The organism is Psychrobacter aquaticus CMS 56 (assembly GCF_000471625.1).
Lineage (GTDB): Bacteria > Pseudomonadota > Gammaproteobacteria > Pseudomonadales > Moraxellaceae > Psychrobacter > Psychrobacter aquaticus.
On the sequence record NZ_AUSW01000025.1, the window covers coordinates 1 to 15,861 of the forward strand.

Here is a 15,861-nt window from a genome sequence, read left to right on the forward strand (position 1 = left end):
ACAAAGATAATATTTATGCGGAAGTCAAAGATGATAGTTACTATGATCTTTTTGTAAAAAACAACAACCCTGATAGTTTCAATTGTCTTCTTAGTATTACAATACCAAAATGCTCAGATAAAATGAGTGAAAGTAGAGCGCAAAATGTTGCAGCACTTATCTATGGCGTTATTAAAGTTTTTACTACTTCTTATGGAATGAAAGCTAGTCAAGTAAATTTAATGAACAATCCCACTAAAAATAATATCAATCATTATATTGCAAGTACTTACGGTGAATATTGGATTGGTGGCTCATATTCATTTGGCGAAGATTTACAAGATTTCTGGAATTTTTTTGAAGAAGACCTAGAAACATATTTAGGGCTCGTTATTAAAAAACTTATATTACGAGCAGCATCTCCTACTAACAAAGAGTGTTTGGCTGACCGTCTAATTGATGCTTTTTATTGGTTCGGCGATGCTTCTAGAGACAATAATAATAGTGCTCAAGTTGTTAAGCTAGTTACAGCAATGGAAAGACTAGTCACTATAAAAGATAAAGAAAAAAACGAAGGTATAACAGAAAATTTTTCTCGTAGAATTTCTTGCTTGATTGCTATATTCCATGGCGAAATCGAAGAATGGGAGCGTCAGGCTAAAAAAGTTTATAAATTAAGATCAGATCTTGTTCATGGCTCACAAAGTATTTGTAAAAATTATGAACCGAGGTTAGATTTTGACCCATTTCGACTTGCATATTCAACTATACTTTCTGCGTGTATAGCATTTTACGACTTAGGTTTAGAACTCAGTCCTTATGAGAAAGAATTGAAAAATATGTATGATAAGCTATCCAAAATATGTAAGGATGAAAAGTATAGGACGAAAGAAAGTACGAAGCAGTAACACATAGGTCAGACTAAAGCTCCCCTTTATCGTCTACGTAGTAATGAATTCTAACGTAAAAAAAGCGGCAAGATAATCAATCTTGCCGCTTTGATATTTAACTTAAAACCTTCACCCTTAAATCCCCGCCGCAACTTCCGCCCCATCACGAATCGCACGTTTGGCATCCAGCTCAGCTGCTAATTTTGCACCCCCGATTAGATGATACTGCGCATCTGGTGCATCACCGACATTCGGCATCAGCTCGACCACTGATTCTTGACCAGCGCAGACGACAATGCTATCAACACGCAACAACTGCGTTTGGCCTTGATTGTTGGTAATCCAAATCCCTTCATTGGTGATTTTGTCGTACTGCGCGCCTGACACTTGGATGACACCATGCGATTTGACGTGAGCACGATGTACCCAGCCAGAGGTTTTATTGAGACCGCTACCCAAGCGACCTTTACTACGTTGCATGAGATAGACTTGGCGGATAGGTTTAATGGCTTCAGGCTTTATTAGTCCGCCATCAGTTTGATAGTCGGTATCACCAGTCACGCCCCACTCTTCGCGCCACTCACTAATCGATTGCGCTTTTGGACGATAGCTTGGATCTTTTAGCAACTCAGGGCCCAGTTCATCAAGCGGCTGACCATGACGAGCGGTGAGATACTCACTAACATCAAAACCAATACCACCTGCACCAATGACCGCAACGGTATCACCGACTGATTTTTCACCAGAGAGCAATTCAGCATAGCTCATCACTTGTGGCATATCTGCCCCTTCAAGCTTACCTGCTAAGCTTCTTGGCACCACACCTGTCGCGACGATGACATGATGAAATTTGGCTTTTTCTAACATGGCTTTATCGACTTTGGTATTGAGTTTAACCTCAACACCTAAGTGCGCAAGCTCATTGATATAGTAGCGAATCGTCTCAAAGAATTCTTCTTTACCAGGGATAACTTTGGCGTAGTTAAACTGTCCGCCCAAGATGTCTTTGGCTTCAAATAGTGTGACTTCATGACCGCGTAGCGCCGCCACGTGCGCCGCTGACATACCAGCAACGCCGCCGCCAATGACCGCGACTTTTTTGGGTTTTTTTGCCTTTTTATAGACCAATTCAGTCTCGTAGCACGCTTGTGGATTGACCAAACAGGTCGAGCGTTTGTGCTCAAAGGTATGGTCAAGGCAGGCTTGGTTACAGGCGATACAGGTATTGATGCGCTCTGCTTGGCCATTTTTGGCTTTATTAACCCAATTTGCATCGGCTAAGAACGGACGCGCCATCTGAATCATATCTGCTTGACCATTGGCGATGATTTCTTCAGCCGTATCCGGCATATTGATACGATTGGCCGCCATCATAGGGATGCTGATATGCTTTTTAATTTCAGCGCTAAAATCAACAAAGGCAGCTCGTGGCACGCTGGTAACGATGGTCGGTACGCGCGCTTCATGCCAGCCAATGCCAGTATTCATGATGGTCACGCCCGCCTTTTCTAGAGCTTTGGCGACAGTGATAACTTCATCCATAACATTGCCATCTTTGACCAAATCAATCACGGACAGGCGAAACAGGATAATAAAATCCTCTCCTGCTGCTTCGCGTATGGCTTTCACCACATCGACAGCAAATTTCATACGACCCTGAATATCACCACCATAAATGTCCGTACGTTTATTGACGTGACGCGACAAAAATTGATTTAGCAAATAGCCCTCAGACCCCATGATTTCAACGCCATCATAACCCGCTTGCTTGGCAAGTTTTGCGGATCGAGCGTAATCCTTCACCGTTTGCTCAATGTTTTTGATACTCATTTTGCGTGGTTTAAAAGGTGATATGGGTGATTTGACCGGACTTGACGACACCACAAATGGATGATATCCGTAACGACCACTGTGCAAGATCTGCATGATGATTTTGCTGTCGTATTTGTGTGCCGCACGGGTGACACGCTGATGATTCATCACGTCAGCTTTTGTGTTCATCGTGCCGCCAGCAGGAAGTAACCAGCCTTCACGGTTAGGCGAGATACCGCCTGTAATCATCATGGCGACGCCGCCCTTGGCACGCTCCGCAAAATACGCAGCCAGTTTACCGTAATTATAAAAACGATCCTCAAGTCCAGTATGCATAGAACCCATGACCAAACGGTTTTTTAGCGTGGTAAAGCCCAAATCTAGCGGCTCGAACAAATGCGGATAATGTTCGTTGGTGCTGGCAGTGTCAATCGTATTGGCAGTCGAGCTGGCTGGCATATCATTTTCCTTATGAAGCGGTTGTGAGACTAAACATGCGATAGGAGTTAGCGTTACTGTCATCGTAACACACCGCCATTATTCTCAGCTACGCAGACAAGCGACTGATGAGTGAGCACTATGTTCGTCAAACTACTTGCTCTATAGTCGGTGAAAAGCAATATCGATACAACATGTACTGCTGATGCAAATTTTTCTTGCTTGCTGTGCCGTTGCTGCCAGAGGCTGCAAAAAATTTACACCAGCAATACTGTAGCGACTTTCAAGTATTTCAACTATAGGTAGCAAATCAAAGCCTTACCCAGGCTTAGGCTCAAACCATTGATAAATCAACATACCCATCACCATCGCTGGGATAAATATATATGCTTGCCACTGCCCCGTCCCTAACAGCACAATACCTGGCCCTGGGCAAATACCGACCAGCCCCCAACCAATCCCAAACAGCATAGCACCGATAAGCAATCTTTTATTAATAGTGGTTTTGCTTGGCATATCAATTGACGTACCAATCCAGCTGCTTGGTTGAAGCTTGGCCAGCTGCACGCCAATAATCGCGATTATTAAGCCGCCACCCATTACCAGCGCAAGAGAGATATCCCACGCGCCAAAAACATCCAAAAACCCTTGTACTTTAACAGGATCAGTCATGCCAGATATCAGCAGTCCAAAGCCGAATAATAATCCCGCCAGTAATCCAATTATATTTTTTAGCATTGCTCTGTCTCACTATGGTCTTGTGTGAATCGTACCAAACACTGTCTTCGCAACGTGCGGCTATGTTCTTCAAATTAATCCTAAGACATGCCGACCGATATAGACCGTCACGATACCAAATAACATAAAGGTTGCCGTTGCCGCCATCGAGCGTGGTGACAGTCGCGCATTACCGCAAATGCCATGCCCGCTGGTACAGCCTGAGCCTAGACGCGTACCAAAGCCGACCAGCAGTCCTGCCCCAATGAGCAATGGCAAAGACGTACTAATCTCTACATCAGGTAACGGTCTGACCAAACCATATAACAATGGCGAGACGACAAGACCCAGTATAAATAGCACCTGCCACATCTCCACCCGCTTGGGCTTCAGCAAACTTGAGAAAATACCACTAATACCAGCAATACGGCCGATACCCAGCAGCAGTATGACCGTCGCGACGCCCAGTATCAGACCACCGACTAAAGAGATTGGGGTAAATGCTTGCCAGTCTATTTCTATACTCATGACATGTACCTAAACGGATTATGATTAAAAGTAGATTCATTATTCATTTTATATTAATACATTATATTATAAAATATAATGAAAAGGTAAAAAAATACTGAACCCACATCATAGTTATATAGGTTCAGTACAATTACATAGGCTCAGTAGTTTTTAAGCCAGATATCGCCAATCATGCTGTTTGAATGAGTGCTATTTAGCCAGCACTTCGTCAAGCGCCGATTCAAAACGCTGTACCGCACCATCCACATCGGTTAGTTTATCAAGACCAAATAGACCCAAACGGAACGTTTTAAAATTATCAGGCTCGCCTACTTTTAAGGGGACGCCAGCAGCGATTTGCATACCCGCGGCAGCGAAGGCACTGCCTTTATGCATATTGTCACGATCGGTATAAGCGACGACCACGCCTGGCGCTTCAAAGCCTTTGGCCGCGACGCTTTCAACGCCTTTTTCTGCCAAAATTTTACGGATACGATTGCCCAATTCCCACTGTGCATCACACAGTTTATCGAAGCCAATGTTTTTAGCTTCTAAGATGGTATCGCGGAATTGACGCAAGCTATCTGTCGGCATGGTTGCATGATAAGCATGTCCGCCATTTTCATAAGCACGCATGATGTTTAACCACTGTTTTAGGTCTAGGCTAAAGCTATCAGATTCGGTGCTGTCTACTTTTTTGACGGCGGCATCACTTAGCATCACTAAACCCGCGCATGGGGTACTGCTCCAGCCTTTTTGTGGGGCGCTGATAAGAACGTCAATGCCCAAATCTTCCATATCCAGCCACACGCAACCTGAGGCGATGCAGTCAATAACCAACAAACCACCCACGCTATGGACAGCGTCACTCAAGGCTTTAATATAATCTGCTGATAAGATAATACCCGATGAGGTTTCAACATGCGGAGCAAAAACAACGGCGGGCTTGTCTGCTTTAATTGTCGCCACAGCCGTGTCGATATCAACTGGCGCAAAGGGTTTTGGCAACTCACTATCGTCCGTACGCTGCGCGGTTAACACGGTAGATGACTTAGCGATTTTGCCTTTTTCCAAAATTTGTGTCCAGCGATAGCTAAACCAGCCATTACGGATGATTAAGCAGTCTTCATTCTGTGCCAATTGGCGCGCAACCGCTTCCATACCATAAGTTCCAGCACCAGGCACAATCACGACAGCTTCAGCGTTATAGACCGACTTTAAATCGTTAGATAGGTCATTCATCACTTGCTGAAAGGCTTTAGACATGTGGTTGAGCGCGCGGTCAGTGTAGACCACGGAATATTCTAATAAGCCGTTTGGATCAATGTCTTGACGTAATGCAGTCATGGAATGCTCCCAGTTAATGGTTAGGTAATTTGATGCTTCTCACATTTGGTTAGAGAAAAACAGTTGGCTTATATAGTGAGTTCAGGATAAAAAAGAGTCAACGGGACTGGAATGCTTATCTTTAAACAAGAAGTTTCGCGGCCTTTGTCTGCAAAAGCATAGCAAGCCAGAAAAATTCAACCCAGTTCAGCATTAAAATATAAGGTATCTATTTTATTTAGAATCAACTATAACAAAAAATTATCAGCACTTATGATACTCATAACAGTTTGATATTAGCATTGATATTATAGGTTGACAACGATATGTTTACATAACGATAGAGCGTGGAAAACGTGAGATTTTTTGATAAGGCGTAGACGACAATTAACGACCGCGGTGGGCATCTTGCAATCCTGATACCACAAAATCCAGCAAGTCGCTATCCCCTTCTCGAGCGGCTTTGCGCATGAGCTTTGATGGGGCGTGCGTTAATGTCTGAGTCAAACGGTGTGATAACTCAAGGAGAATGTCCTCAGGATTAACATCTTCCTGCTGTAACTTGGCAATGGATTCGTGTAGTAGCTTGTCCACTTGATCATGGGTACGCACGCGATATTGCTGAATGTCTTTACCTACTTGCCGCACTCGAAAACGACGATCAATCTCAACGACTAGCTGACTAACCAGTAGTTCGGCATCCACTGCCGCTTGTCGACGTTGCTCAATATTACCTGCAATAACGTGTTGTAAATCATCGACAGAATACAGATAAACGTCATCTATTCGACTAATATTGGCGTCGATATCGCGAGGTACAGCCAAATCAATCATCAGCATGGGCTGATAGCGACGACGCTTTAACGCTTGCAACGTCATGTTTTTATCAATCAACATATCCATACTGCCACTACAACTGCTGACAATATCGGCTTCTGCCAGTATATGCGGTAAGTCTTGTAATGTTCTGACTTCCACTCGGCGGTCAGGATGACGCAGTTCAGCAGCCAACGCCTCTGCTCGCTCAGGATTGCGGTTACAAATGATCACGCGCCCTACCCCAAGTCCAGCGATATGAGTCGCGACCAAGCGATTCATTTCACCTGCCGCGACAACCAGCAAGGTGCGACTGGGCAAGTCATCAAATATTTGCGTGACTAGCTTAGCCGCCGCAAAACTGAGCGATACAGCTTGTGCCCCAACTTTGGTCTCATTGCGCACACGCTTTGCCGCTGCAAACACTTGATCGACGATCCAGCCGAGCTGGTTACTCAATGCTTTTTGATCTTGCGCAAGGTGTACTGAGCGCTTGATTTGCCCCAGTATTTGCGGCTCACCCAATATCATCGAGTCCAGCCCAGCGGCGACTCTGAGCCAATGGGTTAAGGCATGAGTATCACGATGCACATAGAGATAGGAGTCAATCTCAGTGAGTGGCAACTGCTTAAAATTGGCCAGCCATGTTTTAATTTTGACAATGTGAGCGCTGATGACAGCAGAGGAGATATTGGCACTGCTACTAAATGTCGGATTAGTAACTGCCTGCGCAGCTGTTTCTGCGCCTTGCGTCTCTCTAGATGGTGATTCTGGATTTTGCAACGTTAGGTTCTGCGGGACTAGCGCGTAAATCTCAGTACGATTACAGGTCGACACAATCACACAACCATCAGTGAACGCCTCTAGCTGCTTGAGAGCGACATTTACATCGTCGCCCACAAGTGCCAAGCGCTCTCGTAGAGCGACTGGTGCAGTTTTGTGATTGACTCCAATGACCACTAATCTCATTATTGATAGACCATAAACATGACGCTCACCTGCCAGCCAAGCTATCTTATTATTTTTAAAAGACAGTTTTTGACGACAGCGCTGAGGGGAAGACCCTAAAAACCGCTTATTATATCATTATTGCCAGCTTTAATTAACACTCACCCATCTATGGCGGCTATTTGCTTGTATCTGGGCACGAATTTAACAAATCAACTACCTATATGATTTATAAAACCAATCGTTGAATTTTAGCGAAGGGCAATAGAAATAGGCATAAATTATTCGCTTACGACCCGCTAACTTGCTATATTTTTATATAGTCGATACTAGGGCATGTCCTCAATCTGAACGAGAGCGACTAAATGGCAGTAACACGGGCACTATTGTTTATCACATCTATCTACTCATATAATGATTACCATGAGTACTCGTTATCAATATTTGGTTTAAAATGATTAACATATAATTGCTTTGTCTGTATGTTACCTATAGATAAAGCAATGGGCGAATGCGGCTATCTATGATTTTTTTTGGATCATTATTTCGATCACAGTTTCGATCTCAACGCGCACATGGCGAGCAATCTAGCCTTCGTGACTTATTAGAGATCGTTATTGAACGGTTGTACCAATATTACAAGCTAACATTATCGTTGGCTGTTTGTCTGTGCCTATCAACACCCGTCCATGCCAGTCATCCAAAAGTCTCTCCAAAGGCAAATGCTGCCAAAGTATCACTCGCCAGCCAAAGTGACAACACGCTCAATAACAGCGTCTTGACTGGCACACGTGTTTATAAAAGTGCGCCGCAAACAGACAATGTAGAGAATATTAATGGCTTAGCACCAGCAAGCTTATGGCAACCTGAGCTGAGCGAGCCAAGCTTGTATGCGCTATTGGATGCGGAGTTTGCCGCAGATCGTGGAAACCAGCAACGAGCACTGACTATTTATAAGCAGCAATCTTTCAAGGACGATGCGACAGCAGTATTTGAGAGAGCACTTAGCCTATCTTTACGCACTGATCGGGTTGAGAACTCATTACAGTTTGCCAAATCATGGCAAGACCAAAACCCTGATCACGTACCTGCTTGGTTTTATGTGGCGCATTTAGCGCTTCGAGCACATGATTACCTGCTCGCTGGTGAAACGCTAAATCGTATTTTGCGTTATGATCCGCGCGCAGACTTAAGTGAAATCTTGATTGGCATCTATCCCAACAATGATGAGGACAAACGCGAACTCCTCGCCGCATTACAGCCCATAGATAGCGAACAAAATGCCTCGTTGTCGGTCTTAAAAGCAGGTTTGCTTTATCAGTTTAACGAGCCTGAAATTGCTATTGTCCATATCAACCGCGCATTAGAGCGTCAACCGGATTATGTGCCTTTTATTACCTTAAAAGCCGATATATTGCGCAAAATTGTCACGGCTGAAACCGTAATCAATTATGTCAGTCAAGCTCGCCTGCGTAATCCTGATGATAAAAGCCTATATCTATATGAGATTCGCTATTTACTGGATTTAAAGCAAAGCCAAAAAGCATGGCAGTTGTTGCTTGAAGCACACAATCGCTTTAGTGATGACGCCGAAATCACCTTGCTAGCTGCATTGGTCAGTTTGGATATTGAAAAATACGAGAGCGCTGACCAGCTGCTCAATATGCTCGCCAAATCTCCCTCTTACCTTGATCAAGCTTATTATTATCTTGGTATCAGTGCCGAGCGCCAGCAGCGTTTTGAACAAGCCAAATACTATCTCAACGGTGTCATGCAAAAAGACTTAGTGCTAGAAGCGCGCAAAAAAGTGGTGGCTTTTGAATTGCTTAACGACAATGTCGATGCTGCCATCGCCACCCTAGAAAAACTGCGTAAAGACTTTACGGTTTTTGCGCCTGATACATTCGTGCTACAAGCCGATATTTTATGGCAGCAAAATGAGCCAGAAGAAGCCTTACAGCTATTAACGCAGGCGGCACGTCAGTACCCTGACAATGAGCCGTTATTGTTTGCACGCACGCAGTTACTTGATGATCAGAATGATTATGTTGTCAAACGAGCATTGCTCAATCATTTGCAAACGCTAGATCCTAGCAATTTGGCTTATCAGCTTAGCTACGCTCAGCTACTACTGGCCAATGATCGTCGCTCTGAACAAGGTTTGGCACTGGCAACGTCTATTATGCAAATTCGCTACGATGACCCACGTTATGATAATGAGCTACAGTTACAAGCGCTCAATGTGCTGGCAAGCAACGCCTTAGCCAACAAAAACTATCAGCAAGTCATCGACTATCTACAGACACCTTATGATGTCTTGCCTACATTACGCTCAGGAACTTTGCTACTGCGCGCCTATCAAGGCTTAGGTGACAATGAAAAAGTCGAATCATTACTCACAGACTTGCAGCAACGGTTCTCATTCGGCCAGCACAATATTAATGACCGCATACAATTATATTAGGGCATGTTATACAAGATACAGTATTGAAGTCTTATGATTACAAGGCATGTATAAGAAGCTAACAGCCACGCATAACTGAGTAACAAATAAGATTTAAGCTAGGGCGTGTTCTTATTTTAAAAATGGTCATAAAAATGAGATAAATTGCGGTCAAACGAGGAAAATAGCGCAAATAATATCGGGATATTAATCAGCTATTTGACGATGTTTGGCAAAATTTAGCCATTTTTATGACCATTTAGATATTATCGTTTGAATTGAGAACACGCCCCAGTATCTTTATAAATTTGTCCATTTTTGAGGAAACATCATGTCGGTACTAACCGCTCCTTATAAACCTAATAAGTTAACCCTATTCACTGCCATGGCCACAGCGATCGCAATCACGTCTGGTTGTCAGTCACTAAAAACCGGCAGTGCCGCCGCTCAGCCGACTCCCATGCAAGGTCAAAACACAGCACAACCACAAAAGCTTGAAAGTTTTAATATCACGGGCAAGATTGGCGTGACGACTCCTGCTAATGACAGCACGGGAACCCAAGGTGGTAGTGCGTTTTATGCATGGGGACAAGAAAAAGATCGTTTTGCGATTGAACTGATTGGGGCGCTGGGTATCGGTAAAACCAACATCGAATACAACGGGCAAACGGCCACATTGGTCAGTGAAAAAACAGGCACCTTGACAGCCGATGATCCTGAGACATTATTGAAAAAAGCCACAGGCTGGCAAGCACCTATTTCGCAAATGCCATACTGGATATCTGGTCGTCCTGCCCCTTCAGACAGCGAACCGCAACTCGATGCACAAAACCGTTTAATCAGTTCGGTCAATGGCGATTGGCGTGCCAGCTTTACCTACAGTGGCGCTGATAAATTACCAAGCAAGATCAGTGCTGTTCAACCACAAGGCAACAAGGTCGTCATGACGATTAACCATTAATCAGTCATCAATCGACCGTGAGACCTTTACCGAATAAACCCTGCTTATCAAGATAGTTGTTTATGACCGAAAACTTAGCCGTACCGCCTGCCTCTACTCTCACCCGCTTATCACCAGCAAAAATCAACTTGTTTTTGCATATCACTGGCAAGCGGGCTGATGGCTATCATGATTTGCAAACGGTTTTTCGCTTGCTTAATTGGGGTGATTATTTGCATTTTTCAGTCATGGAGAATGCCGCATTATCGACTACAGATAATCCATTAGATATTGATAAGATTTGCCGTCAATTACTCGTGTTAACTGGCGCAGAAGCCATCACGACCAGCCTAGAGGACAATCTAATATTTAAGGCAGCGCGCGCATTGCTGGTCGCTGCCGTACAGTTAGAGGCCCTACCTGACCAGCTACCACCAGTCCACATTACTTTAGACAAGCAGTTGCCAATGGGCGCAGGGTTAGGTGGAGGTTCGTCCAATGCGGCAACGACCATGCTTGTACTTAATGACGTTTGGCAGCTTAATCTCAATCGTGACGAGCTTATAAAAATTGGTGCGAAAGTAGGCGCGGATGTACCCATTTTTATTTTTGGTCAAGATGCCATCGGCACAGGTATTGGCGAGCAATTGACTGACATTGATTTACCCGACCAGCACTATTTGATTCTCACACCAAACGCGCATGTGAATACTGCCAAGCTGTTCACCCATCCCAAACTACAGCGCGATATCCACCCTCTATCGATTGAAACCATTAAAAACCAGTCCAATGAATATTTGCAACATCTAAGCATAGCTTATCAAAATGTCTTTACGCCAGTGGTGACAAGTCTTGCGCCTGCGGTCGATGAGGCATTGAAGCATTTACAAGGTTTAGAACCACAAGCACTTGGTACAGCACGCATGACTGGCTCTGGTAGCGCGGTATTTTTACCGTTGGATGCGAGTGTGGCTACCGATAAACCGCTTTTGGCAAAGTGGGTTAAAGACGCGCCTTGTGCAGGATATTTAGCTGGGAATATGCGCAAAAACTGTAACTTCTAAACCACCACTGGTCTAAATGAAAACAGTGATTACGTTAACAAGCTTCACTTACTGAAATAATACTCGTATCAATCAATTACGAATAAAATCCAAAAAAAGCGCAAATGACTTGCAAAGTCTGAAAATTTACTTATAATAGGTCGCCTCAATAGGGGTATAGCCAAGTTGGTAAGGCATCAGGTTTTGATCCTGACATCCGTTGGTTCGAGTCCAGCTACCCCTGCCACTTTTAAGTTCAAAGCGTTTGATATGTATTGATTATAGACGGCTTATAAACAGCCTGTTATCTTAATGTCATTGACAACGTTATCCCAGTTTCGGTATAGTTCGCAATGGACACCGCTAGGGAAAAGTTATGTTTTAAACGGTTTATCCGTTTTTTAGATAACTGACAGGTCGTGACGCCATTCTAAGCGTAATTATTATAAAGTTGCTATTAGATATCGGACAGTCGCAGCCTAGACATTACAGGGGTATAGCCAAGTTGGTAAGGCATCAGGTTTTGATCCTGACATCCGTTGGTTCGAGTCCAGCTACCCCTGCCATTTTTTACTGTAATAGTAGTCATCAAAACTTTTCACCACTCTTTTCTGAATTTGAGCAGTTTGACACTGCTTAGCGGTCGCTGCTTGAGTCAATCAATAGGACTTCTGTCATGCCTTATTTGGCGATTTTTACGGGTAATGCCCACCCTGAATTAGCAAAAACCGTAGCCGATCATCTTCATATACCTCTTGGTAAAGCTGACATCACGCGTTTTTCTGATGGCGAAATTGCCGTGGAAATCAAAGAACACGTTCGTGGTAAAGACGTGTTTATCATGCAGCCTACTTGTGCACCAACCAACGATAACTTAATGGAAATCATGATGATGGCCGATGCTTTGCGTCGCTCTAGTGCTGGCCGTATTACCGCCGTCATGCCTTATTTTGGTTATGCCCGTCAAGATCGCCGTCCACGCTCAGCTCGCGTTCCTATCTCAGCCAAAGTAGTCGCTGATATGTTGAACATCGTCAGTATCGATCGCGTGATGACGGTCGATTTGCATTCAGATCAGATTCAGGGGTTCTTTGATATTCCTGTTGATAATATCTATGGCACACCTGTGCTATTGAACGACCTACAAAAACAAGATTATGACAATATCATGGTCGTCTCACCTGACGTCGGCGGTGTGGTTCGTGCGCGCGCGATGGCCAAGCAATTGGGTGATACCGACATGGCAATTATTGATAAGCGCCGTGCCCGTGCCAATGAATCACAAGTCATGCATATCATTGGTGACGTTCGTGACCGTGATTGCGTGATTGTGGATGACATGGTCGATACCGCTGGCACGTTATGTAAAGCAGCAGAAGCCCTAAAAGCAAATGGCGCACGTCGTGTATTGGCGTATATTACCCACCCTGTCTTATCAGGCAACGCACTAAAAAACATCAGTGAGTCGGCGTTAGATGAAGTAGTCGTGACCGATACGATTCCATTATCAGATGCTGCTAAAGCTTGTAGCAAAATCCGTCAGGTAAGCATTGCACCGATGCTGGCTGAGAGCTTACGCCGTATCAATAACGAAGAATCTATTAGTGCAATGTTTGATTCTTAATACAGTCGGTTCAAAATAAAAGAAGTACAACTAAAGCGTCAAGTGTAACTACTTGGCGCTTTTTTGCCTATTCGTGTTGCACAGTCATTTTGCGTAGGTCTTTATTATTGTTATAAAAACACGTATAATGCGCGCCTGTGCCGACCTTTTATTTGATTTCATTAGGTTGGCATTATTAAAAGTGCTGATCATGCTGAATAATAGCGACTATTATGTTAATTGTTATCATAAAAATCACTATTAGTAAGCAAATGGCTATATTTGGAAATTGTGCAATTTTTATGCAACGATAAATCATAGCTATCATCACGTATTAGTGGATTGGTCGCAAATCCACTTTTTTATGACCAGACACTTCATCATTCTTTTTATAGGATTATATCCATGAGCATTAATCATTTTGAACTAAACGCCGTTAATCGTTCTGCTGAACAACAAGGTAAAGGTGCGAGCCGCCGCCTACGTAAGCAGAACCTAGTGCCTGCTATCATCTATGGTGGTAACGAAGAACCTACTTCTATCTCTATCAAAATCAACGAGCTAGTAAAAGCACTTGAATTCGAAGCATTCTTCTCACATATTTTGACTATCACTGTTGACGGCGTAGAACATCAAGCCGTTATTAAAGACTTGCAACGTCACCCTGCTAAAGGCTTCCCAATGCATGCTGACTTTCAGCGCGTTGTAAAAGGTCAAAAAATCCACATGAATGTTCCTGTGCATTTTGTTGGTCGTGAAGATGCGCCAGGTACTGCTGCTGCTGGTGTACTATCTACACTAGTATCTGATATCGAAATCATCTGCATACCATCACAGTTACCTGAGTACCTAGAAGTAGACGTATCTGGTATGGAAATCGGTGATTTGTTCCGTTTATCAGACATCACCCTTCCTGAAGGTGTGGTTATCCATGAGCTTGAGCTAGAAGATGGCCATGATCGCACTATCGTTAACATGCAGCCACCAACGGTTGAAGAAGTTGACGAAGTTGCTGACGACGTGGATGCGGACGAAGTACCTGCTACTGAGCAAAATGGCGAAGTTGACGCTGAAGACAACAAAGACGGCGAATAATCATCCAACCATATAGCTACCTATGGTAGTGTGTATGGTTAATGAGATATTCAGTCAAGAAAACAGCAGGTGATTCATATCTCCTGCTGTTTTTGTAACTAAGGTTTGAAAACAACGATTAGTCAGATAAAGATAAAGAATTTTTGGCGATAGCGCCTTCTTTTTGATAGAAATCGACTGTGACTTGTGCTGTGACAAACCTCATCACTCATTTACTAAATCCAAGCAGGGTGTTTTTATGGCCATAAAGCTTATTGTCGGTCTTGGTAATCCTGGTCAGCAGTATATGTTTACGCGTCACAATGCTGGATTTTGGTTTGTCCATCATTTGGCTCAGCAGTTTAATATCACTCTCGCTCATGACAAAAAATTTCATGGAGTGACAGGGCGCGGGCAAATTCACGGATCTGATGTGCGTCTGCTCATGCCACTGACTTTTATGAATAAGTCTGGTCAGTCAGTCGTGCCCATGGTGAAATTTTATGGCATCAAAAATGACGAATTGTTGATTGCCCATGATGAGCTAGATATTCCAGCAGGTAGTATCAAGCTCAAAACCGATGGCGGTCATGGTGGTCATAATGGTCTACGTGATATTACTCCCCATATCGGCAATGACTTTCATCGCTTGCGTGTGGGCATCGGTCACCCTGGTCACAAGTCTAAAGTCAGTGGGCATGTCCTGTCCAAAGCATCTCCCGACGAGCAAATTGCCATCGACAGCGCATTGACAGCGGCTTTTGAGGCATTACCGTTGTTGCTAGATGGTGATGTCGAAAAAGCACGTTCACAGATCAATAGCTTTAAAATGCCTGAATAAATAGCACGTCCGTTATAGTGGCCTTTTATTTTAGCAAGTCAATCCCCATTAACCATTTGATTTAGTTAAATTATCTCCGTTACGCCAAGGAAGCAACTTATGCTACTTAATATGCTTAAATGCAAATTACACCGTGCTCGCGTCACTCATGCCGAACTTCATTATGAAGGCTCATGTGGTATCGACGGTGACTTATTGGATCTTGCTGGTCTGCGCGAGAATGAGTCCATCGACATCTATAATGTGACCAATGGCAAACGCTTTCGCACCTATGCTATCCGTGCTGAAGCAGGCTCTGGAATCATCTCGTTAAATGGTGCTGCGGCTCATATGGCAGATTTAGGTGACATCGTGATTATCTGTGCTTATGCTCATTTTGATGAAGTAGAAGCATCGACGTATCAGCCAAAATTGGTCTATTGCAACGAAGACAATACGGTTAAAGACACTGCCAATATCATTCCTGTGCAAGTGGCTTAAA

Annotated in this window: 13 protein-coding genes and 2 tRNA genes; 10 read left to right on the plus strand and 5 right to left on the minus strand. The window is 43.8% G+C overall.

Annotated features, from left to right (window positions below; all coding sequences use genetic code 11):
* Positions 1 to 887: HEPN domain-containing protein (locus tag M917_RS14210; RefSeq protein WP_040642219.1), on the plus strand; the 887-nt coding region annotated here is incomplete at its 5' end.
* A 117-nt stretch (positions 888 to 1,004) separates the two neighbouring features.
* On the opposite strand, the gene M917_RS06445 is transcribed toward M917_RS14210, so the two are convergent.
* From M917_RS06445 to hemA, 5 genes are all read right to left on the minus strand, one after another.
* Entirely contained in the window at positions 1,005 to 3,140 is a 2,136-nt protein-coding gene (locus tag M917_RS06445; RefSeq protein ID WP_021813985.1) for an NADPH-dependent 2,4-dienoyl-CoA reductase, read from the minus strand.
* Positions 3,141 to 3,437: 297 nt separating this feature from the next.
* The gene (locus M917_RS06450; RefSeq protein WP_021813986.1) at positions 3,438 to 3,857 is read right to left on the minus strand and encodes a DUF6691 family protein; all 420 of its coding nucleotides are present in this window, start codon (positions 3,855 to 3,857) and stop codon (positions 3,438 to 3,440) included.
* Positions 3,858 to 3,926: 69 nt separating this feature from the next.
* A complete protein-coding gene (locus M917_RS06455) occupies positions 3,927 to 4,364 on the minus strand; it encodes a YeeE/YedE family protein (protein WP_021813987.1) in 438 nt (145 codons plus the stop codon).
* A gap of 192 nt (positions 4,365 to 4,556) precedes the next feature.
* On the minus strand, positions 4,557 to 5,693 hold the full coding sequence (locus M917_RS06460) for an aminotransferase class V-fold PLP-dependent enzyme (protein ID WP_021813988.1): 1,137 nt from the start codon (positions 5,691 to 5,693) through the stop codon (positions 4,557 to 4,559).
* Between the two features lie 366 nt (positions 5,694 to 6,059).
* A complete protein-coding gene (gene hemA / locus M917_RS06465; RefSeq protein WP_040642223.1) occupies positions 6,060 to 7,457 on the minus strand; it encodes a glutamyl-tRNA reductase in 1,398 nt (465 codons plus the stop codon).
* A gap of 502 nt (positions 7,458 to 7,959) precedes the next feature.
* Between hemA and M917_RS06470 the strand changes: the two genes are divergently transcribed.
* From M917_RS06470 to panD, 9 genes are all read left to right on the plus strand, one after another.
* Entirely contained in the window at positions 7,960 to 9,900 is a 1,941-nt protein-coding gene (locus M917_RS06470) for a tetratricopeptide repeat protein (RefSeq protein ID WP_021813990.1), read from the plus strand.
* A gap of 310 nt (positions 9,901 to 10,210) precedes the next feature.
* A complete protein-coding gene (lolB, locus tag M917_RS06475) occupies positions 10,211 to 10,840 on the plus strand; it encodes a lipoprotein insertase outer membrane protein LolB (RefSeq protein ID WP_021813991.1) in 630 nt (209 codons plus the stop codon).
* 62 nt (positions 10,841 to 10,902) lie between these two features.
* Complete coding sequence (ispE, locus tag M917_RS06480) at positions 10,903 to 11,883, plus strand: 4-(cytidine 5'-diphospho)-2-C-methyl-D-erythritol kinase (protein ID WP_021813992.1); 981 nt, start codon at positions 10,903 to 10,905, stop codon at positions 11,881 to 11,883.
* Positions 11,884 to 12,033: 150 nt separating this feature from the next.
* Positions 12,034 to 12,109: transfer RNA gene (locus M917_RS06485), tRNA-Gln, on the plus strand.
* 243 nt (positions 12,110 to 12,352) lie between these two features.
* Positions 12,353 to 12,428, plus strand: a tRNA-Gln gene (locus tag M917_RS06490).
* A 110-nt stretch (positions 12,429 to 12,538) separates the two neighbouring features.
* Complete coding sequence (locus M917_RS06495) at positions 12,539 to 13,486, plus strand: ribose-phosphate pyrophosphokinase (RefSeq protein WP_021813993.1); 948 nt, start codon at positions 12,539 to 12,541, stop codon at positions 13,484 to 13,486.
* Positions 13,487 to 13,870: 384 nt separating this feature from the next.
* The gene (locus M917_RS06500) at positions 13,871 to 14,560 is read left to right on the plus strand and encodes a 50S ribosomal protein L25/general stress protein Ctc (RefSeq protein ID WP_021813995.1); all 690 of its coding nucleotides are present in this window, start codon (positions 13,871 to 13,873) and stop codon (positions 14,558 to 14,560) included.
* A gap of 238 nt (positions 14,561 to 14,798) precedes the next feature.
* Positions 14,799 to 15,380 carry an aminoacyl-tRNA hydrolase gene (gene pth / locus M917_RS06505; RefSeq protein WP_021813997.1) on the plus strand — a complete coding sequence of 194 codons (582 nt, stop codon included), beginning with the start codon at positions 14,799 to 14,801 and terminating at the stop codon, positions 15,378 to 15,380.
* Positions 15,381 to 15,479: 99 nt separating this feature from the next.
* On the plus strand, positions 15,480 to 15,860 hold the full coding sequence (gene panD, locus M917_RS06510; protein WP_010196068.1) for an aspartate 1-decarboxylase: 381 nt from the start codon (positions 15,480 to 15,482) through the stop codon (positions 15,858 to 15,860).
* The last annotated feature ends 1 nt before the right edge of the window (position 15,861 follow it).

What these genes read in the sequence shown, in the direction of transcription:
- M917_RS06500 (WP_021813995.1), top strand. Translation starts at nt 13,871, where the DNA reads ATGAGCATTAATCATTTTGAACTAAACGCCGTTAATCGTTCTGCTGAA.
- M917_RS06450 (WP_021813986.1), bottom strand. Translation starts at nt 3,857, where the DNA reads ATGCTAAAAAATATAATTGGATTACTGGCGGGATTATTATTCGGCTTT.
- panD (WP_010196068.1), top strand. Translation starts at nt 15,480, where the DNA reads ATGCTACTTAATATGCTTAAATGCAAATTACACCGTGCTCGCGTCACT.
- M917_RS06460 (WP_021813988.1), bottom strand. Translation starts at nt 5,693, where the DNA reads ATGACTGCATTACGTCAAGACATTGATCCAAACGGCTTATTAGAATAT.
- pth (WP_021813997.1), top strand. Translation starts at nt 14,799, where the DNA reads ATGGCCATAAAGCTTATTGTCGGTCTTGGTAATCCTGGTCAGCAGTAT.
- M917_RS06495 (WP_021813993.1), top strand. Translation starts at nt 12,539, where the DNA reads ATGCCTTATTTGGCGATTTTTACGGGTAATGCCCACCCTGAATTAGCA.
- M917_RS06470 (WP_021813990.1), top strand. Translation starts at nt 7,960, where the DNA reads ATGATTTTTTTTGGATCATTATTTCGATCACAGTTTCGATCTCAACGC.
- M917_RS06455 (WP_021813987.1), bottom strand. Translation starts at nt 4,364, where the DNA reads ATGAGTATAGAAATAGACTGGCAAGCATTTACCCCAATCTCTTTAGTC.
- ispE (WP_021813992.1), top strand. Translation starts at nt 10,903, where the DNA reads ATGACCGAAAACTTAGCCGTACCGCCTGCCTCTACTCTCACCCGCTTA.
- hemA (WP_040642223.1), bottom strand. Translation starts at nt 7,457, where the DNA reads ATGAGATTAGTGGTCATTGGAGTCAATCACAAAACTGCACCAGTCGCT.
- M917_RS06445 (WP_021813985.1), bottom strand. Translation starts at nt 3,140, where the DNA reads ATGCCAGCCAGCTCGACTGCCAATACGATTGACACTGCCAGCACCAAC.
- lolB (WP_021813991.1), top strand. Translation starts at nt 10,211, where the DNA reads ATGTCGGTACTAACCGCTCCTTATAAACCTAATAAGTTAACCCTATTC.